The organism is Bacillus sp. FSL K6-3176, from assembly GCF_038003325.1.
Taxonomy (GTDB): Bacteria; Bacillota; Bacilli; order Bacillales; family Bacillaceae; genus Bacillus; species Bacillus altitudinis.
This window is the reverse complement of sequence record NZ_JBBOOX010000001.1, coordinates 3,229,015-3,248,209: the sequence shown is the minus strand read 5'-3', so window position 1 is coordinate 3,248,209 and position 19,195 is coordinate 3,229,015. Positions and strand designations below refer to the sequence as shown.

The window sequence follows — 19,195 nt, the reverse complement described above, 5'->3', positions numbered from 1 at the left end:
CGGGATGAACAAAATTGAAGAAAACAGGCATTACACTTATCGTTCTCATGACACTGACACTACTAATTGCACCTTTTCAGTCTGCCATGGCCAGCTCGACAATTTCAGTAAAACTGTCTAACTATATCGGAAACAAAAACAGCATGGATTTCTCAACAACGGGGGAATACAAACTATCAGGATCAAATGTCGCTGTGACGAAAAGATACGACGGCAAAAATCGTTACGAAGTAGCCAATAGTATTGCTTCTGCAGGATGGAAAAATCCTTCAACCGTTGTGATTGTGAGCCGAGATGCTTTTGATCATGCCATTTCTGTATCGCCGTTAGCATACAAATTAGGCGCCCCAATTTTGTACACGAACATTGAAAAGCTAACGAAGACAACCGAAAATCAGTTGAAAAAGATGAATCCTGATAACATCTTAATTGTCGGGAATACGAAAAGTATTTCAACAGCTGCTGAGAAATCAATCAAAAAGTATGGAAAAGTGAGACGCATTAGTGGGAAAGACAAATTTGAAATTTCCCAAAAAATCGCCAAAGAAATGGGTAACTATAAGCAAGCAATTGTTGTCGGCGGGAACTCATTCATGAATGGGATTGCAATTGCATCCTATGCATCGAGAAAAGGATACCCAATCCTATTAACAAAAAAAGATTCCATTCCGTCTTATAAAATGCCAAGTAAAGTCATTATCATCGGCAGTACAAAAAGTACGGGACAAAAAGTAGAAAATCAAATCAAGAAAACCTCACAGGTGACACGAATCAGCGGTGCCAATCGCTACGAATTATCTGTGAATATCATTAAAAAATTAAACATTAATGCAGATAAAGTGTACTTGGCAAAAGCCTCTAGCTATATTTATGCAATGCCTTTGTCGCAATTGGCTGCAAAATCTAACAGTACCGTTGTGTATGTGAAGCCGGATTCTGTCACAGCGTCATTAAAAGCATTGCTGAAAGAAAAAGGTACATATGCTTACCATCTTGCTGGTAGCACAAGTGCGATTACAGATAGTTTAAAAAATTCTTTAGCCAAACAAGTCTATCTGAAAAAAAATCAAAACTACCAATTGAATATTTCTAACGGAAAAATTTCATTAAAAGGCATTAAGACGTATAACACATTAAGAGTTGTTCCTGAGAAATATTCAACCAAAAATGTCCTTCAAATCGCAGGGAAGCCTTACTTAGGTAACGTCAACTTTGCCATTGAATCAGGATATATCAGGCCGACTAATGAAAATATTCCATTTGAAGACTATCTAAAAGGTGTTGTGCCAAACGAAATGCCTGCGAGCTGGCATGTTGAGGCATTAAAAGCACAAGCTGTTGCCGCTAGAACGTATTCAGTGAAAAGTATTGGAAAAGTCGTACCTGATACAACAGCCTTCCAAGTATATGGAGGATATAACTGGTACACAAATTCGACAAAAGCTGTGGATGCCACAAAAGGCAAGGTTCTGAAATACAACAATCAACTTATTTCAGCCACCTATTATTCTAGTAATGGCGGATACACTGAGGCGAGTGAAGAAGTATGGGGGAATGCACTGCCATACTTAGTCGCCAAAAAAGACACAAAAGATCCTGTCAATGCGTGGACACTGAAGTTGTCTAAAAAGCAATTAGGCACTACGTTGACTGCAAGTACAGCAGCTTCTGAGTGGTCTAAGGCAAAAGAAGCCAATGCTGCCGACCTTGCTGGTCTAAAATCATGGCTGTTGAAAAATAAAGAAACAGCTGCATCTGACATGAGAATTGCATCTATTTCAAGCCTGACATTCTCAGGAAAAACAAAAGGTCAGCGTGCGAAGACCGTTTCAATCAAGCTGAATTACCATCTGAAAAACAAAACAGGTACGTATACAGTGAACAAAAGTACAACGGCAAGTATGAAAATGACAGAGTTTAGAACAGTCATGGGCGCAACAAAGGTGAAAAGTACGTTTGCGTCAGTAAAGAATAATACAAATGATTTCACGATTTCAGGAAAAGGCTATGGTCACGGCATTGGTATGAGTCAATACGGCGCCAAAGCTAGAGCTGAATCTGGAAACTCGTATTCTTCCATACTTTCGTTCTACTATCCAGGTACAAAACTAACAAACTATTAAGAATAAAAGGAGGACTTAGAAGATGCGCTCAATGATCAAAACAGCCATCCTCAGCCTCATCGCCATTTTCGTTATTGTTCCAACAGCTTCAGCAGATAACTCGGTCTCCCGAATTGATGGTGGGAGCCGGTATGCTGTAGCAGCAAACGTAGCGAAAAAAGGATGGGGAACAGCAAGTACAGTTGTTTTAGTGGGGAAAACTGCATATGCAGATGCAACAGCAGGAATTCCACTGGCACATCAAAAAAATGGACCAGTTCTTTACACAAATAGTACAAGCCTTTCTGGAGATACAAAAAAAGCCTTAACGGCTTTAAAAACGAAGACAGTTATTGTTTTAGGCAGCACATCAAGTGTGTCAAACAACGTGGTCAATCAAGTAAAGAAAATGGGCATCTCTACACAACGTATTTCAGGAAAAAACCGATATGAGCTATCGGCAAATATCGCGAAAAAAATGAAAACGCCAGCTGGCGTCGTTGTGGTTGAAGGGTCATTCTATGCACATGGAATTGCCATTGCACCTGTAGCGGCACAAAAAGGGTTCCCAATTCTATATACAGATAAAAAGGGCCTTCGTTCTGAAATCGCTTCTGTTGCAAAAGCAAGCAATGTGAAACAAACCATTGTCGTAGGCGGAGAGAATTACGTCACAAAAGCAGCTTATAATCAATTAAAATCTCCAACGCGAATCAAAGGCTCTACTCGTTATGACGTGGCTGCGAATATTGTGAAAAAATACAATATGAGCACAAATAATACCTATGTAGGAAGAGGGTTTGGCTATGCCACTTCATCTTCTGCGGCAGGAATTGCAGCAAAGCAAAACAAAGCATTGCTCCTAACGAATGAAAAGACGCTGCCAAAGGTAACAAGAGCGACGATTAGCAGCAAAAAAATCACCAAATTTACTGTCGTTGGCAGTACAAATACAGTGACACCAACTGTCGTGAATCAATTGAAAAATCCTGTCGTTGGCAAAAAAGTATTCATTGACCCAGGTCATGGCGCTCATGATTCAGGAGCGGTAGGCTACGGATTATATGAGAAGAACTTAAACTTAGATGTAGCCAAACGTCTAAATACAAAGTTAAACAACGCAGGTGCACTTGTGACGATGTCAAGAACATCAGACACATTCGACAGTCTTCAAACACGGGTGAGCAAAGGTGCGTCAGCAAATGCAGATATCTTCATCAGTGTCCATGCGAACTCAAATGATAACAGCAGTGCAAATGGAACTGAAACGTATTATGACAAAACATATGCGGCAACAAACAGCTTGAAGCTCGCGCAAAATATTCAGCCTAAAATGGTCAGTGCATTAGGAACAAGAGACCGTGGCGTGAAGACAGCTGGTTTCTATGTGATTAAATATTCTAAGATGCCAAGTGTTCTCTTAGAAACTGGTTTTGTTTCCAGTCCAGTTGATTCAAATATTTTGAAATCTGCTACTTATAAAGATCGATTAGCGTCAGGTATTTCAAGCGGTGTTTCAGGCTATTTTAGATAAGAAAACATACAGATGAGGGGTGCCTAAGATACACCTCTTAGGCTGCTCGAGAAACGACTCTCGGCAGCCTTTTTTCAAAAGTACATGAAGTGTTTCCGGGGTGAAGGGTTCAAAACCAAGGAGGTTGACTTCATGCGTTCTTATATCAAATGTTTTGTTTTGATTGTGATTTCACTATGTTTATATGCACCATCAGCATTTGCGCAGCACAATGTATCGAAGATTGAGGGAAGTAATCGATATGAGGTGGCAGTTAACGCTGCAAAACGAGGCTGGTCGGCAGCTCCTACAGTTGTTTTAGTAGGCGGTGAAGCTTATGCTGATGCGCTAAGTGCTGTGCCGTATGCCTTTCAGCAAGGAGCCCCAGTGCTGTTAACGAATACTAGCAGTCTTTCAGGTGCAACTAAGTCAGGTCTTCAGCAGTTGAAAACGAAGCGTGTCATCATTCTTGGCGGAACCGCAAGCATTTCTCAAAAAGTCGTAGCGCAGCTAAAAGCAATGAATCTATCCGTATCGCGAATACAAGGGAAGAATCCATATGAATTGGCGGCAAATGTTGCTAAGCAAATGAAGAGTGCTGATACAGCTGTGATTGTGAATGGTTCTGCTTATGCAGATGCTGTGGCGATTGCTCCGTATGCTGCAAAACAGGGCTTTCCTATTTTATTAACCGATGCAAAAGGGCTGCGGCAGGAAACAGCCAATCTATTAAAAAGCAAAGCGGTGAAACGGACGATTGTGATTGGCGGGGAAACAAGTGTCAATCAAGCAGCCTATCAAAAGCTACCATCACCCGTGAGAATCAGCGGAGCCAATCGGTATGAAGTGGCAGTCCGAATTGCGAAAACATACCCGATGAAGACAACCCAAACGTATATGAGTAACGGCTATGCATATGCCGATGCGGCAGCTGCGGCAAGTACGGCAGCCAAGCAAGGGCAAACCCTTCTTCTTACAGACGCTCAATCAGTGCCAGATGCGATTCGTCGTGTCATTGGGACTAAAAAGATTTCAACATTTACAGTGTTAGGCGGAACATCAACCATACGAACCAGTGTGATCACACAGCTGAAAAATCATGTGTTAGGTGAAACCATCTTTATTGATCCAGGTCATGGTGCGCAGGATGCTGGAGCGGTAGGAAATGGACTGCTTGAAAAAAATGTCAATCTAGATGTCGCGTTAAAACTACAAGCGAGGCTCAAACAAGCGGGTGCGCTGACGGTCATGTCTAGAACATCTGATACATTCGATTCCTTGCAAACACGTGTAAGCAAAGGATCACAGGCTGGTGCGGATGTGTTCATCAGCATCCATGCCAATGCAAATAATCATAGCGGTGCAAATGGAACAGAAACGTATTATGATGCGACGTATGCTTCGGCCAATAGTTTAAAGCTGGCACAAAAGGTACAGCCCCAGATGGTGAAAGCCCTTGGCACAAGGGATCGTGGTGTGAAAACAGCAGGGTTCTACGTGATCAAGTATTCAAAAATGCCCAGCATCTTGCTCGAAACAGGGTTCGTAACCAGTCCGATTGATGCCAGTATATTAAAATCAACGACTGCTAAGGAGAGGCTGGCTTCAGGAATCGCAGCAGGTGTATCTCAATATTTTGAATAAAATAGATCGGATGAATGATATGTCAAGTTAAAAATACATTTCATTTCAGGTTATTTTTGTTATAATCGAAACATAGAGGGTGGATTTTTCACGTATTTGCCTTCCAATGACAGCAAATCGACAAATCATGAAGAGGTGACGATCTTGAAAAAATTAATCACAATGCCGTTTTTAGCCTTACTTCTAGGTGTAATGCTCACAGCATGCGGCACATCAAATCAGTCAAACGATAACAACAATACGGATAACAGCAAAAAAGAAACAACTGAAGCAGCAGATCAAAAGAAAGAAAATGCAACAGACGAAAAGACGGAAGACAAGTCTGCAAGTGAAAAAGCAGATGATGAAAGCAAAGAAACAGCTGCTCAAACAGAAGACCAAGCAGGTCAATCTGATGAAGATGCAAAAGAAAGCTCAAGTAAGGAAATCACAAAAGAAGAAACGACAAATGATCAGTCAAAAGCTGAATCTAAAACAAAAAAAGAATCTACAACGAAGAAAAATGAAGTCACCAAAGAAGGCACATATGTCGGTTTGGCTGATGGACATACAATTGCTGTCAACATTGATGGAAAAGAAGTAGCCATTCAATTCGGAAATACATTTTCTAAACAAGTGAACAGCCTAAAAGAAGAATCAAAAGTGAAAGTAACTTATACAAAAGATGCAAACGGAACGCTTAGACTGAAGACGATCGAATCCGTAAAGGCAAAATAAAAAAAGACACGTAGACCCGCAGAATTGCGGGTCTTTTTTACGTTTAAAAGGGCATAACTTGATATAAGGGCACATTCTTAACACACTTTTACAAGACTTAACAGCCCATTTACATTTGCTTAATGTTGCTCTGCTAAACTGACTTTCATAGAACATCTCTTTACACAACAACTACTTTGAATGGTGAGGTGCAGGTCAGTGAGCGCAGAGAAAGCGATGAACCTTTACAGAGAATATGAAGTGAGACGAAACCACTCTTTTGCTTTAACAGAACATATGGTTCGATATTTATTTGCAAAACGTTTCATAGATGTCGTGTTCTCGTTCATCGGATTGATGTTGAGTACGCCAATCATTTTACTGTTTGCCCTTTTAATTAAGCTAGAAACACCAGGGCCAGCCTTTTATATGCAGGAAAGGGTCGGAAAAGACGGTGTCTACTTTAAATTATGGAAGCTCAGATCGATGAGAACCAACGCAGAAAGCGGAGGAGCGAAATGGGCGCAAAAAAATGACCCTCGTATCACCAAAGTGGGGGCATTCATCAGAAAAACAAGAATTGATGAACTGCCGCAATTTATCAACGTGTTAAAAGGAGAAATGAGTATTGTAGGTCCACGTCCTGAAAGACCAATGTTTACTGCCGAATTTAATCGGACGATTCCAGGCTTTACAAAAAGACTGACAGTGAAGCCAGGGCTGACTGGTCTTGCTCAAGTAAATGGGGGATATGAAATGAGTCCAAGTGAGAAATTATCACATGACTTACAGTATATTCAAAACTTGACATTTTCTCTCGACACGAAGATTATGGTAAAAACGTTAAAAGTCATCGTGACTGGTGACGGAGCCAGATAAGTAAAGTAGGGAAGAGAAATGGCAAGTATGAAAAATCGCCTGCTGGGCGGAGCAAAATGGACAAGCTTGTCCGCATTGATCATTACCATCATCCAAATTACACAGTTCGCCTTTTTAGGGAACGTAATGTCACTGAAAGAATTTGGACTCGTTGGCATGATCACAACTGTCGCAATATTTACACAGATTTTACTTGATCTAGGCATCGGTGCTGCGATCATTCAAAAGGAACAAACGACGAAACGTCAATTATCTACATTATATTGGATTAACTTGCTGACGGGAATTCTCTTGTTTTGTGTATTGATCCTCGCAAGTCCCTTGATTGCCACCTTTTATGCCAGACCTGAGCTGGAAGGCTTGCTCAAGTTATTATCAATCATGTTTCTCATTGCACCAATTGGTCAGCAATACCAATATATGATGCAGAAAGATTTAGCCTTTAAAACCTTAAGTACGATTGAGACGATAGCGACGATCATTTCGCTGATTGTTCTACTTATCCTAGCCTTTTTTATCAATCCAATTGTGGCCTATGTGGTCTCTCAAGTGCTGCTTCAATCAGGAAAAGGTCTTATGTATGCAGCTGCTTATTGGAAGAAGTGGCGCCCAGCACCCGTTTTCGCATTAGGGGAAGTGAAAGAGTTTTTCTCCTTCGGGGCTTTCCAGCTTGCGTCAAGGCTCGTCAATCGGGCAGGCTCAAATATCGACATGATTTTAATTGGACGGTTTCTTGGAGCAGAGGCATTAGGGATTTACAGCCTGGCTTATCAAATCGTCACAATCCCGGTGCTGAAAATTAACCCGATTGTGACGAGAGTGGCTTTCCCAGTTTTCGCAAAAAGTCAGCGTGATCACTCTAGGCTGCGTGAGGGCTTCCTCAGTATGACGAATATGCTCGCACTCATTAGTTTTCCACTACTCATCGGTCTTGCTGCCGTATCAGATAGCTTTATAGAAGTAGTGTTTGGAGAGAAATGGCTAGTGGCGGTCCCGGTTTTGAATATTTTGTGCATTGTCGGTCTACTCCGTGTGCTGATGAATCCAAATGGTTCCATCCTTCTTGCAAAAGGGAGAGCGGACTTAGCTTTTTATTGGGATACAGGCATGCTCATCGTATATGGATGCGCCTTATATGCAGGAGTCCATACTGGCAGTCTATTGACTGTAGCTTGGGTCTACTCAGGGGTCAGCCTGCTGAACTTCATTGTCGGCAGGTGGCTGATGGCTTACGTCATTCAGCTAGATATGAAGATGTATATAAAATCACTCGTAAAGCCTGCTGTCATGACGCTGTTAATGGCCGGCTGCGCAGTAGCTGTTCATCAAGGGATGAAGCTGACATCAGCGGATATACTGCTTCAATTACTACTGACGATTTGTTTAAGTGCGGCTTTATATAGCTTGCTGCTTGTCAAAATGTATCCGCAGGTGACAGGGAAATTATGGAGAAGAGGTCGTTCGTCATGAAGGTGCTATGGCTGACAAGTGTATATCCTAGTGAAAAACATCCAAGTGAAGGCGTCTTCCATGAAACACAAGTGCAGGAGCTGGTCAAACAAGGCGTAGAAGTGAGCGTGATTTGTCCCACCCCTGTCAATCCGCCCATCTTACGGATGCTTAAAGCTTCCTATCGTCAGAGAAAAGATCTTCCCCAGCAGGAAGTGAGGTGCGGAGTACCGGTTTACAGACCGCCTTATACAGCACTGCCTGGACAGCTAAAATGGGCTCAGCCGAGTAAACGAATCGCAGCTTCTGTCCTACGCACAATGGAGCGTTATGATCTGTCACCGGATTTCATCCATGCGCACTTTGCCATGCCGTCTGGCGGCGCAGCAGCTGTGATTCAAAAGGAAGCGAGCATCCCTTATCTTCTGACCTTACACGGCAGTGATGTGAACGTCTATCCAAACTATAGCAAAGGGGCGTTTGCAGCCTTTGAAGCAGCAGTAAAACAGGCGTCTGCTGTTCTCACAGTGAGTGAGGAGCTGGCAAAGAAAACACATGACATGACAGAGGTGGATGCACAATGTCTCCCGCTTGGAATTCCGCTCAAGTCATTTTCTAGAACACCAGGGGATCAAACAGCCATCAGAAAGCAGGTAGGTTTACCGCTTCACGACAAGCTCATCGTTTTTGTTGGCCGTTTAGTCAAAGAGAAAGGTTTGCTTGAATTAGCGGAAGCTGTCAGCGGGATGGAGGGTGTGAAAGCCGTCTTTGTCGGAAAAGGACCCCTCGCAAAGGAGCTGGCCGAACGGGCGGGAGAATCCATTATACTCCCGGGGCAGGTGCCGAATGAACAAGTCAAACATTATTTAATGGCAGCTGACCTGTTTGCCCTTCCATCCTACAGTGAAGGAATGCCGACTGTCGTCCTTGAGGCGCTCGCTTTAAAACTGCCTGTCATCGCAACACGGGTTGGTGGTCTCCCATCACTATTTTCTACCTATCAACATCTGCTCATTGAACCGCGTTCAACGAGTCAGCTAAAAGAAGCGATTCACGCTTATCTTTATGAAAACAGATGGAACGAGCAAGTGAAGAACGATCTTCACCACATCGTCCATACAGATTATTCATCATCACATAATGCTACGCTCCTGATTCAGCAATATGAAAAGGTGCTGAATCAATCAACATCCACCGTTTAAACAGGATGAAATGTGCAAAGACTGATAGATAAACAGTTTGGAACGACCAATATGCTTTTACTGAGAGGATGAAACATGTTGAAGAAAATTGCTGTGATTGGAACAGGATATGTCGGGTTAGTATCGGGTACTTGTTTTGCTGATATCGGAAATCGCGTCATATGTTGTGACATCGACGAATCAAAAATCAACAGCTTAAAAAGCGGTCTCGTTCCAATTTATGAACCGGGCTTAAAGGAATTGATTGAGAAGAATACAGAAGAGGGAAGATTGTGTTTTACAACCAATATTCCGGCTGCAATTCGAGAATCAGAGATTATTTATATTGCGGTAGGAACACCAATGACACCTCAGGGGGAAGCGGATTTAACATTCGTGAAAGCTGTGGCTCAAACGGTTGGGGAACACCTGAATGGCTACAAAATCATCGTGAATAAGAGCACAGTGCCAGTTGGAACAGGACGTCTTGTTCAAGCCATTGTTCAAAAGGCTTCACGCAGTAAATATCCATTTGACGTCGTCTCCAATCCAGAGTTTCTGCGGGAAGGTTCAGCTATTCAAGATACGATGAATATGGAGAGAGCGGTGATTGGCTCTACAAGTGCACATGCATCCACGATCATTAAAAAATTGCATGATCCGTTTCAAACAGAAGTGGTTGAGACCAATCTAGAAAGTGCAGAAATGATTAAGTATGCGGCAAATGCCATGCTCGCCACAAAAATCTCATTCATCAATGACATTGCGAACATTTGCGAGAGAGTTGGTGCTGATGTGGAAAAAGTCAGCGAAGGCGTTGGGTTAGACAGCCGGATCGGGCATAAATTTTTAAAAGCAGGCATTGGATTTGGTGGTTCTTGTTTCCCAAAAGATACGATGGCTCTTCTCAAAATTGCCGAAACAGCTGGCTACCGGTTCAAGCTGATCGAATCTGTCATTGAAACAAACAACCACCAAAGAGCCCATCTTGTCAGCAAACTGATGAGTGTGTTCGGTGATATTAAAGGAAAAACGATTTCCGTTTTAGGGCTCGCATTTAAACCAAATACAAACGATATGCGTTCAGCACCAGCACTAGATATTATCCCAATGCTGAGAGAGCTCGGAGCTTTTGTCAAAGCCTATGATCCAATTGCTTATATAGAAGCAGAAAGAGAGCTTGGCCCGCAGGCGGTCTTCAGCAATGATCTCTATGAAACAGTGAAAGATACAGATGCTTGTCTCATCTTAACGGAATGGGATGACGTACAGAAGATGGATAAAGATCAGATCAAGCAGCTGCTTCGTTCTCCCATTTTAATTGATGGAAGGAATTTGTTTGATCCAGCAGAAATGAAAGAGAGAGGATTTATTTACCAGTCCATCGGCCGCCCAGGCGTATGGGAAACAGAATTGGTATCGAAGGCACAATAATAGGGGGAACTTGGATGAAGAAAGTATTGGTCACTGGGGGAAGTGGATTTATAGGATCTCATACGGTAGAGGCTTTATTAGAGAAAGGATATGAGCCTATCGTTCTTGATAACTTTTCAACTGGATCGAAGGAAAATATCGCTCATCTATCCGTACAATGCATTGAAGCAGATGTCACAAAATCAGAAACGGTCGATTTGATCAAACACATTTCACCAGATTATATCATTCATCTTGCAGCGCAAGTGAGTGTAGCCGTTTCGGTTCAACATTTCGTCTACGACGAAGAGGTCAATATTAAAGGCTCGCTGCATGTGATCAAAGCAGCGGCTGAAGCCGGGGTAGAGAAAGTGGTGTTTGCCTCATCGGCAGCAGTTTATGGAGACCCAGTCTATCTGCCGGTCGACACAGCTCATCCACTGCAGCCTGGTTCACCTTATGGCTTGTCGAAACTGACAGTTGAACGATACTTACACATGGCAAAATCACTCTATGATGTGGACTATTGTATTATGCGGTACAGCAATGTATATGGTCCGCGCCAAGACGCACGTGGTGAAGGCGGTGTTGTCTCAATTTTTTCTGATAAGTTTGCAAAGCATGAGGCACCTTTCATCTTCGGAAACGGGGAACAAACAAGAGATTTCATCTATGTAGGCGATCTAGCCGCAGCGAATGTTGCAGCTTTAACCGCTCAATCAAACGTTTGTTTAAATATTTCATGTGGTCATTCCATCACGGTGAATGAGCTGTTTCAAACGATGAAGCGAGTCACAAGATCAGATCTTGAACCGATTTATAAGCCTCAGCGTGCAGGAGATATTGTGCATAGTACATTGGAAAATGAGGAAACGAAACAAGTCTTAGCATGGGAGCCTGTTGTGACTTTACAAGAAGGTTTGGCTCGTACCATTTCCTACTATGAACAGGAAGTAAAGGCTTAATCCCTCAAATCGGATGGGTTGCTTAGGAGGAAAATAGGTATGAGTGTGAAACAAACAGCATGGCAAATGATAATCGGATGTATTTTATTAATAGCAGGTATAGGGCTTGTACAAATGGCATCCGCACAGCCTATCGGGTTAAAGAAGATGGTGGTCATTCCGGTTTTGATTGTGGTGCTCATGGTGGCTGCTATATATATGAAGCTCTACATGAATGGTGAGCACATATTCATGTCAGCCATTTACCTTTTAATTGCACTAACATTTCTCAATAACGCTTTCTTCTCTATTAGTGCCGGGTTCTTTAGTCTCTTTCTCTACCGCATCATGCTCTTGGCTGTCTTTGCTTTATTCATATGGCGGATGAGAGACAAAGGAACGTACATATCCCAGTGGCAGCAAATTCGTGTTAAAGGCATTCTTGGTTTTTTCGCTGCATGGTTTCTTTACGGGCTCATCTCACTGCTTTGGGCTCATTCGGTCACAGACGGCCTGAAATATATGTCTCTTCTTGCGATGGGAATGGGTTTTGTCTTTCTTGTGGTCATGTACATTCAGCGAATGGATCAGATCGTGACTTTTTATAGTATTTGGTTAGTCATGACTGTATTTGTGATGGGAATCGGGTTCTATAATCACTTGACCTTAAATCATTTACCGAATACCTCATTGTATCTTGGACCAGCGTATAAACAGCACTATCCTACGGCTGTCTTCTTTAACCAAAATGACTTTGCGACGTTTTTATCTATTAGCTTTTTCTTATATGTGGCGTGCATGCGCCAAATGAAAAATGGTTATATCAAAGCGTTCGGATTACTAGGAGCCATCTTAGCGCTGTATCTTATTTTGTTAACAGAATCGCGCGCCAGCTTGCTTGGCATATTAGCCGGAGCGGCAATCTATGTATGGCTGCTGATGCCTCGCTTTTTAAAAAAATGGTCCATCATGGCAGCAGGCGGGCTTGTTATCATCTGTATCGCCATTTTTTCAGCCAAAATCTATTCTGTCTTTTATGACTTGTTTCTCGCTTCTCAGGTCGCTCATTCTTTTAGCGAACCACTTCCGTCCAACATTGCCCGGGCGAATTTAATCAAAAACGCTTGGCATTTCTTTACGAATTCATATGGCTTCGGGGTTGGAGCGGGCAATGTGTCTTATTACTTAGCTCACTTTTCTATCTTTGATACAGATCAGGTCGTTGAAGTTCACAATTGGCTGCTAGAGGTGATGACGAATTTTGGGTTTGCCGTCATGCTAGGTTATATCTCAGTGTATGCCTATCTCATGTTCTCACTGTACAAACAATACCAATTGGCTGACACGAGATCAGCCAAGATGATCATTGAAGGTCTATTTGCTGCCATGCTGAGCTTTCTCGTCTCAAGTATCAGTCCGAGTTCGGTCTCAAATTTATATTTCCACTGGGTGTTTCTAGGTCTAGTGATCGCAGCGGTCAATATCATGAAAAATAAACAGCGTTTCAAGCCGTGGGCAAACGTGTGATGCTGAGTTTGTATGGCTACACTAGTGAAAAAGCAAATACGTCAATGTTGGGAGAATGAGCATGTCTGGTTTTATGTTAAGAATAGGGAAGCGAATGAAAAAATATATCGTCTGGCTTGTGCTGCTGCCCGTTGTATTGGCTGCTTTTGGTTTCTTTTTTGCCAAGGGGACAGTAGAACAGTCAAGTTACACAGCTGCTGTGACCTTGACGCTTGGGAAATATGACGACGGTGTGTATAACAATCTGTCAGAAGTGACATCTCTATTAAAAAGCGATGCATTTCTGAATCAAGCGCTCCGGGATGTAAAGGAAGAAGAAAGGCAGGATGTGAAAAATCGTTTGATTCTCACTAACCAGTCCGATACACAATTGCAGTTGTCGTTTACAGATGCTGATCAAGCTCGAGCTTTGGCGGTAGTGAAACAAGTGTCAGATACATTTTTAAAGCAGGACAAAGCCTTATTTACGAAAAGACAGCAAGTCATTGAAAGAAGACTATCCGCTCTTGAAGATGAATCTGTCAGCAATGACTCCAAAGTCGATAAAGAACGATTTTTATATGAATTGGAATCGACAAAGCTCGGGATGAAGCAGGCAAAGATTGTCGATCCTGCCCAAGTACTTGATGAAGGGAACAAAGGGATGTCAGCGAAAAAACGAGCACTGCTTGGACTTGTCATTGGCCTTAGCATCTCGCTTATGTTTGTGGTGTTACCTGAAGTGTTCAAAGAATCTTAATGATGAACTGGAGATGAGTCTTAGGTGAACAATCAACCGTTAGTATCAATTATTACACCGGCGTATAATGCGGAACGTTATTTAACGGATACAGTTCATTCCGTCCTTGCCCAAACCTATTCCAACTGGGAGCTGATCATTGCAGATGATTGCTCAACAGATGGCACAAGGAAGTTGTTAGGGGAATTAAGTCAGACGGACGACAGAATCAACGTCATTTATTTAGAGGAAAACGGGGGAGCCGCTATTGCTAGAAACACAGCCATCAAACAGGCGAAAGGCCGCTTTATCGCTTTTTTAGATAGCGATGATATTTGGAAACAGACAAAGCTCGAAAAGCAGGTCAAGTTTATGTTAGAAAATGATCATGCCTTTACTTTCACGGCATATGACATCATTTCAGAAAATGGAGAGCCGTTACAAAAAACCGTCACAGCGCCGGCTCAGTTGAACTACAATGAAGCTTTAAAAAATACGATTATCGGCTGTTTGACGGTGATGCTCGATCTTCAACAAGTAGGACACGTGGAAATGCCAAACATTCGAACAAGGCAGGACTTAGCCACATGGCTCTCTATTTTAAAAAAAGGATTTACTGCCTATGGAATGAGTGAGCCGCTCAGTGAATATCGCATCGTGGGAAACTCGATTTCTAGTAACAAGTGGAAAGCAGCGAAAAAAACATGGTTTGTCTATAGAGAAATTGAGCAGCTTCATTTTGTGAAAGCATCTTGGTGTTTTATGCACTATGCCACAAATGCTGTCAAAAAGCGTTTATAAACAGAAGGGAAAAAAGGTGATAAAGGTGAAAGCAGACTCGATCATACATGTGATTGTCGCAACGGGAGAATGGGGCCACGATGGCTTAAGGTACAGACGGCATCGACTGGCGGAATTTCTTGCATCTGATCCAGAAACGAAAGAGGTCATCTGGGTATGCCCATCTTCCACTCGTCATTCAACTCCCTTTCAGCCTATAACGGATCGAATGAAGCAAATGACCATTCCTGATGTGCTCAAGAGCAAGTTTTTTCGCTTTGGCCGTTATCAAGATATGTTTTATTTTCATAAATTATCTCCTCTTCTTGAGCATTTGCGTCAAGAAGAAAAGCAGGGCATAGCCGTCTGTTTATGGTATACGTTTCCGGGATTTCCGCTCTTATCTTCTTTATTTGAATGGAAACATATTGTGTATGATTGCAGTGACCTGTGGGGAGAGCCCATCAGCGGAAAAAACAACATTCTCTCTTATATGAGACAGCGAGTCATTGTAAAAGCTGAAAACCGCATTATTAAATATGCACACAGCATTACATGCTCTTCACAATACTTACATGATCAAATCAAAAAAAGGCTCATGGGTGAACCGAAAGATGTCTTTACAGTAGAAAATGGCGTCGAGTATGATGTGTTTGCAAAAAGCAACCTCCCTAGCAGGGAAGACGTGCTAGAGGGAAGAGAGGGAACGGTTCTTGGCTTTATAGGTGGGATCAAGCCGAAGCTCGATTTTGACATGATCGCTCAAGCTGCTCGAATGCAGCCAGATTGGACATTTTTATTTGTCGGTCCGGATGGAACGAATGGAGATCCATCTTTTCAGCATGCACTCAAACTGCCCAATGTCATATGGACAGGAGCAGTCGCACCAGAAGAAGTGCCTGCTTATATGAAATTAATTGATGTAGGGATGATGCCATACAAACAGTCTCCTTACAATCAAGCGGTTTTTCCGCTCAAGCTGTATGAATTTTTAGCTGCCGGAATCCCTGTTGTTGGTTTAAATCTTCCATCAACGGAAAGGCTAAAAGAGAATGATGTGTATGAATATGTAGAGGGCGAAGATCCAGCTCTCTTCGTCGAAGCCTGTCAGAAAGTGATCAGTAAAAAAGATGACATGACATGCAGACATCTAAGACAAAGCCGAGCAAAGAAAAAAGATTGGCACGCACTGTTCACAAACATGGTGGAATTAACGAATATTAAAGAAAACGCATAATTCATTCAGGATTGTGCGTTTTTATTTGTTTCTTCTTCTTAGGGGGAGCTTGTGATCATCCTATATTCAATTGTATAATGGAAAGAGCGGCCAATATACAAAATACAGATTTCAATTTAGAAGGAGACTGACCTATGGATTACGAACGCGCCTTATTAGCGTTTTTTGTCTCTCTGGCTACAGTTTTAATTGTGACACCAATCGTCAAAAAGTTTGCAATTAAGATTGGTGCAGTGGACCAGCCGAATAAACGAAAAGTTCATGATAGAGTAATGCCTCGAATGGGCGGTTTGGCGATTTTTATTGGGGTAGCGGCTGGAGCACTAGCAGGCGGGCTGTTTCTACATAATAAAATTACAGCTATATCAGTTGGCGCTGTACTCATCGTCATTTTAGGTATATTTGATGATAAATATAATTTAAGTGCAAAATTTAAATTTCTTGTGCAAGTTCTCGTTGCTTGCTTAATCGTGAGCACGGGCTTAAAAATGGACTTTTTCTCTGTTCCTTTCTTAACAGATCGACTGGAGTTAGGATGGATGGCATATCCCCTGACTGTACTATGGATTGTTGGGATTACAAATGCGATCAATTTAATTGACGGATTAGATGGACTGGCTGCCGGAATTTCGGTTATCGGTTTAACCACGATTGCCGTCATGGCATTTTCTGCGGACAAGATCCTGATTCTTTCGTTATCTCTTGTCGTCATTGGCAGTACCATCGGTTTTCTTTTTTATAACTTCCATCCAGCAAAAATATTTATGGGTGATACAGGGTCGTTATTTTTAGGCTATATGATCTCGGTCCTGTCACTTTTAGGATTGTACAAAAGTGTTACTTTGTTTAGTGTTGTTGTCCCTGTAATTATTTTAGGTGTGCCTATTTTTGATACGACCTTTGCGATCATAAGACGAATATTGAATAAACAGCCTATCTCAGCACCTGACAAATCACACATCCATCATCGACTGATGGCCTTTGGCTTATCACATCGAATGGCAGTGATTGTGATTTACATGATTGGTTTAGTCTTCAGCTTAAGCGCGATTTTGCTGACAAGTGCCACCATTTGGCTGTCATTGATCATCATCTTTTTACTGGTCATGTTTATGCAAGTTATCGCTGAAGTCACTGGTTTGGTGAACGAAGAGTTTAAACCATTTACGAAATTCTACAAACGTATGGTCAAAAGACAATAAAAAACAGCCCGTTCCTCGGAAGGCGGGCTGTTTTTATTATTGTCCTGTTGTATTGCTCGAAGGAGTCGTGGTATCAGTTGTTCCTGTTTCACCAGAGGCTGGATTTGTTTGTGAATCTGTTTCAGATGATGACTCAGCAGGAAGCTTTAAATGTGTCCTTAACTCATTTTGCACCTCAGCCAAGTTGGTTTGATCTGGCTCAAAGAAGTATGTTCGATTTGGTCCTAGATAAAGGTCTGATCCTTTAATAGATAATGTTTCAGTATCGTCTCCTTTGAAACCACTGTAAATTTGCTGTAGAGCAAGTCCTTCTGTGATGCGGAAGTTGGTTGTTATATGATCACTTACTTCTTTTGCGATATTATCCACGTTTGCAATGTTATGAGGTTTCGCCATTTGATCAATCATGGCACGTAAGATTTGTTTCTGACGATCGTTACGCCCGAAATCACCACGTGGATCTTGTTTTCTCATTCGCGCGTAAGCAAGTGCCTCTTCCCCGTTTAAATGCATATTCCCTTTTTTAAAGTAAATCTTTTTCGATTTTTTGACGTCACTTTTTTCATTGAAGTCAAATGGAACGTCTATATCGATTCCCCCAACTTCATCAATGACATCCTTAAAACCGTCAAAGTCCACTGTTGCATATTTGTCAATTGGGATATGCAAGAATTGTTCGACAGTTTCAATCGTTTCGTCTTTACCGCCTTTAGCAAATGCCGCATTGATCTTTACTTTATTTCCCGTAGTGTCACTAGCAAGCTGTACTCGTGTGTCACGGGGGATACTGACCATTTTCATCGTTTTATCCTGAGGATTAATCGTTGCGACGATGAGTGAATCTGAACGGCCGTGATCACCATTTGTGGCGTAATCCTCTATGCCAACAAATAGGACAGAGAAAGGTTTTTTCTTTATATCAATGACAGCATCACGGAGTTTCGATTTCTCCCCGCGCTCTAATTCATCATAAGTTTTGTCAGCAGCTTGGAGTGTATTCACAATCTTATAAACTGCAAATCCGCCCATGCAGATGAAGAGAAGCAAAAATAAGACCAGAATCCGTTTGAAAATCTTTTTCTTCTTACTCTTTTTCTTTCGTACACGCACTTTTACTCGTTGTGCCATTCATCTGTCTCCTTTATCGGACCAACGTCCTTTTCTAAATAAATCAATTCGCCTTCTTTAGTAACACTCTTTCCATTAGTCAACTCAGTCATCCATTCAATGAACTGCTCTGTTTGTGTTTCTTCTACATACGTTTCAAAAATCACATCTTCTGCATAATGGATGTCTTTTAGCTGAAAAGATGAGGCTCTAAGCTCATTCTCTACCTTTCCAAGCCATGTATAATCTATTGTTGTGTGCATCGTACGCATTAAACAGCGTTCTACCATACCAACATGATTAATTGCTTCAGACACAGATTTTCCGTACGCGCGAATTAATCCACCGGCACCTAGCTTAATACCGCCGAAATAACGAGTGACGACAACAACTGTATCTTTCAGCTTGCGTTTTTTTAGCACTTCAAGCATTGGTACCCCTGCCGTACCGCTTGGTTCACCATCATCATTTGCTTTTTGAATCAGATCATGTTCACCGATCAAATAGGCGGAACAATTATGAGTGGCGTTCCAATGTTGTTTTTTTATGGATTGTATAAAGGCTTGTGCTTCTTCTTCTGAGACAGCACGTTGTATATGACAAATAAAACGTGATTTTTCAATGACGATCTCATGCTCGCCACGGCTTTTGACTGTGAGATAGCGGTTCAGCAAAAGACATACCCTCCTGACAAGCAAATTGTAAGGCTAGAGAAAATTTGCATTGGTTTTAGAATTTTACAGCGTATTTTGTTATGATGATAGGAGCGGAAAAAGGGTCGTCATAAAAATTTCATGATTTAT

General features: G+C 41.9%; 16 protein-coding genes. 14 read left to right on the top strand and 2 right to left on the bottom strand.

Going from position 1 to position 19,195, the window contains the following annotated elements; genetic code table 11:
- Nucleotides 1-14 precede the first annotated feature (14 nt).
- The 14 genes from MHB38_RS16935 to MHB38_RS16870 all read left to right on the top strand — a co-directional run bounded on the left by MHB38_RS16935 (nt 15) and on the right by MHB38_RS16870 (nt 17,285).
- Nucleotides 15-2,123 carry a SpoIID/LytB domain-containing protein gene (locus MHB38_RS16935; protein ID WP_008348301.1) on the top strand — a complete coding sequence of 703 codons (2,109 nt, stop codon included), beginning with the start codon at nt 15-17 and terminating at the stop codon, nt 2,121-2,123.
- Nucleotides 2,124-2,145: 22 nt separating this feature from the next.
- Entirely contained in the window at nt 2,146-3,636 is a 1,491-nt protein-coding gene (locus MHB38_RS16930; protein WP_008348299.1) for an N-acetylmuramoyl-L-alanine amidase, read from the top strand.
- A gap of 132 nt (nt 3,637-3,768) precedes the next feature.
- The gene (locus tag MHB38_RS16925; protein WP_202734187.1) at nt 3,769-5,259 is read left to right on the top strand and encodes an N-acetylmuramoyl-L-alanine amidase; all 1,491 of its coding nucleotides are present in this window, start codon (nt 3,769-3,771) and stop codon (nt 5,257-5,259) included.
- Nucleotides 5,260-5,403: 144 nt separating this feature from the next.
- Nucleotides 5,404-5,976 (top strand): hypothetical protein, encoded by a 573-nt coding sequence (locus tag MHB38_RS16920; RefSeq protein ID WP_017357854.1) that lies wholly within the window; start codon nt 5,404-5,406, stop codon nt 5,974-5,976.
- A 198-nt stretch (nt 5,977-6,174) separates the two neighbouring features.
- Complete coding sequence (locus tag MHB38_RS16915) at nt 6,175-6,834, top strand: sugar transferase (protein ID WP_008348294.1); 660 nt, start codon at nt 6,175-6,177, stop codon at nt 6,832-6,834.
- Nucleotides 6,835-6,852: 18 nt separating this feature from the next.
- Nucleotides 6,853-8,304, top strand: coding sequence for a teichuronic acid biosynthesis protein TuaB (gene tuaB / locus MHB38_RS16910; RefSeq protein ID WP_167764437.1), 1,452 nt, complete (start codon nt 6,853-6,855; stop codon nt 8,302-8,304).
- A complete protein-coding gene (gene tuaC, locus MHB38_RS16905; RefSeq protein ID WP_052320991.1) occupies nt 8,301-9,485 on the top strand; it encodes a teichuronic acid biosynthesis protein TuaC in 1,185 nt (394 codons plus the stop codon). Before tuaB ends, tuaC begins: the two co-directional genes overlap by 4 nt.
- A gap of 75 nt (nt 9,486-9,560) precedes the next feature.
- Nucleotides 9,561-10,898 carry a UDP-glucose 6-dehydrogenase TuaD gene (gene tuaD, locus MHB38_RS16900; protein ID WP_046344599.1) on the top strand — a complete coding sequence of 446 codons (1,338 nt, stop codon included), beginning with the start codon at nt 9,561-9,563 and terminating at the stop codon, nt 10,896-10,898.
- A 14-nt stretch (nt 10,899-10,912) separates the two neighbouring features.
- A complete protein-coding gene (locus MHB38_RS16895) occupies nt 10,913-11,842 on the top strand; it encodes an NAD-dependent epimerase/dehydratase family protein (RefSeq protein ID WP_052320992.1) in 930 nt (309 codons plus the stop codon).
- Nucleotides 11,843-11,881: 39 nt separating this feature from the next.
- Nucleotides 11,882-13,348 (top strand): teichuronic acid biosynthesis protein TuaE, encoded by a 1,467-nt coding sequence (gene tuaE / locus MHB38_RS16890; RefSeq protein ID WP_052320993.1) that lies wholly within the window; start codon nt 11,882-11,884, stop codon nt 13,346-13,348.
- Nucleotides 13,349-13,409: 61 nt separating this feature from the next.
- Nucleotides 13,410-14,087, top strand: a complete 678-nt coding sequence (gene tuaF, locus MHB38_RS16885; RefSeq protein ID WP_052320994.1) for a teichuronic acid biosynthesis protein TuaF — start codon at nt 13,410-13,412, stop codon at nt 14,085-14,087.
- Nucleotides 14,088-14,111: 24 nt separating this feature from the next.
- A complete protein-coding gene (gene tuaG, locus MHB38_RS16880; protein ID WP_135226382.1) occupies nt 14,112-14,867 on the top strand; it encodes a teichuronic acid biosynthesis protein TuaG in 756 nt (251 codons plus the stop codon).
- Nucleotides 14,836-16,083: a teichuronic acid biosynthesis protein TuaH gene (gene tuaH / locus MHB38_RS16875; RefSeq protein WP_017368143.1), complete on the top strand. Its 1,248-nt coding sequence runs from the start codon at nt 14,836-14,838 to the stop codon at nt 16,081-16,083. The genes tuaG and tuaH overlap by 32 nt, the downstream gene beginning before the upstream one ends.
- Before the next feature lie 134 nt (nt 16,084-16,217).
- Nucleotides 16,218-17,285, top strand: a complete 1,068-nt coding sequence (locus MHB38_RS16870; RefSeq protein ID WP_007499956.1) for a glycosyltransferase family 4 protein — start codon at nt 16,218-16,220, stop codon at nt 17,283-17,285.
- A gap of 36 nt (nt 17,286-17,321) precedes the next feature.
- Here the strand turns inward: MHB38_RS16870 and MHB38_RS16865 are convergent, their stop codons facing one another.
- Nucleotides 17,322-18,413 carry an LCP family protein gene (locus MHB38_RS16865; protein WP_025208065.1) on the bottom strand — a complete coding sequence of 364 codons (1,092 nt, stop codon included), beginning with the start codon at nt 18,411-18,413 and terminating at the stop codon, nt 17,322-17,324.
- Nucleotides 18,398-19,066 (bottom strand): YigZ family protein, encoded by a 669-nt coding sequence (locus tag MHB38_RS16860; RefSeq protein ID WP_017357860.1) that lies wholly within the window; start codon nt 19,064-19,066, stop codon nt 18,398-18,400. The genes MHB38_RS16865 and MHB38_RS16860 overlap by 16 nt, the downstream gene beginning before the upstream one ends.
- Nucleotides 19,067-19,195: the final 129 nt, after the last annotated feature.

Coding starts and splice junctions, on each gene's coding strand:
- MHB38_RS16930 (WP_008348299.1), top strand. CDS start 2,146: ATGCGCTCAATGATCAAAACAGCCATCCTCAGCCTCATCGCCATTTTC.
- MHB38_RS16925 (WP_202734187.1), top strand. CDS start 3,769: ATGCGTTCTTATATCAAATGTTTTGTTTTGATTGTGATTTCACTATGT.
- tuaB (WP_167764437.1), top strand. CDS start 6,853: ATGGCAAGTATGAAAAATCGCCTGCTGGGCGGAGCAAAATGGACAAGC.
- tuaC (WP_052320991.1), top strand. CDS start 8,301: ATGAAGGTGCTATGGCTGACAAGTGTATATCCTAGTGAAAAACATCCA.
- tuaD (WP_046344599.1), top strand. CDS start 9,561: ATGTTGAAGAAAATTGCTGTGATTGGAACAGGATATGTCGGGTTAGTA.
- MHB38_RS16895 (WP_052320992.1), top strand. CDS start 10,913: ATGAAGAAAGTATTGGTCACTGGGGGAAGTGGATTTATAGGATCTCAT.
- tuaE (WP_052320993.1), top strand. CDS start 11,882: ATGAGTGTGAAACAAACAGCATGGCAAATGATAATCGGATGTATTTTA.
- tuaF (WP_052320994.1), top strand. CDS start 13,410: ATGTCTGGTTTTATGTTAAGAATAGGGAAGCGAATGAAAAAATATATC.
- tuaH (WP_017368143.1), top strand. CDS start 14,836: ATGCCACAAATGCTGTCAAAAAGCGTTTATAAACAGAAGGGAAAAAAG.
- MHB38_RS16870 (WP_007499956.1), top strand. CDS start 16,218: ATGGATTACGAACGCGCCTTATTAGCGTTTTTTGTCTCTCTGGCTACA.
- MHB38_RS16865 (WP_025208065.1), bottom strand. CDS start 18,413: ATGGCACAACGAGTAAAAGTGCGTGTACGAAAGAAAAAGAGTAAGAAG.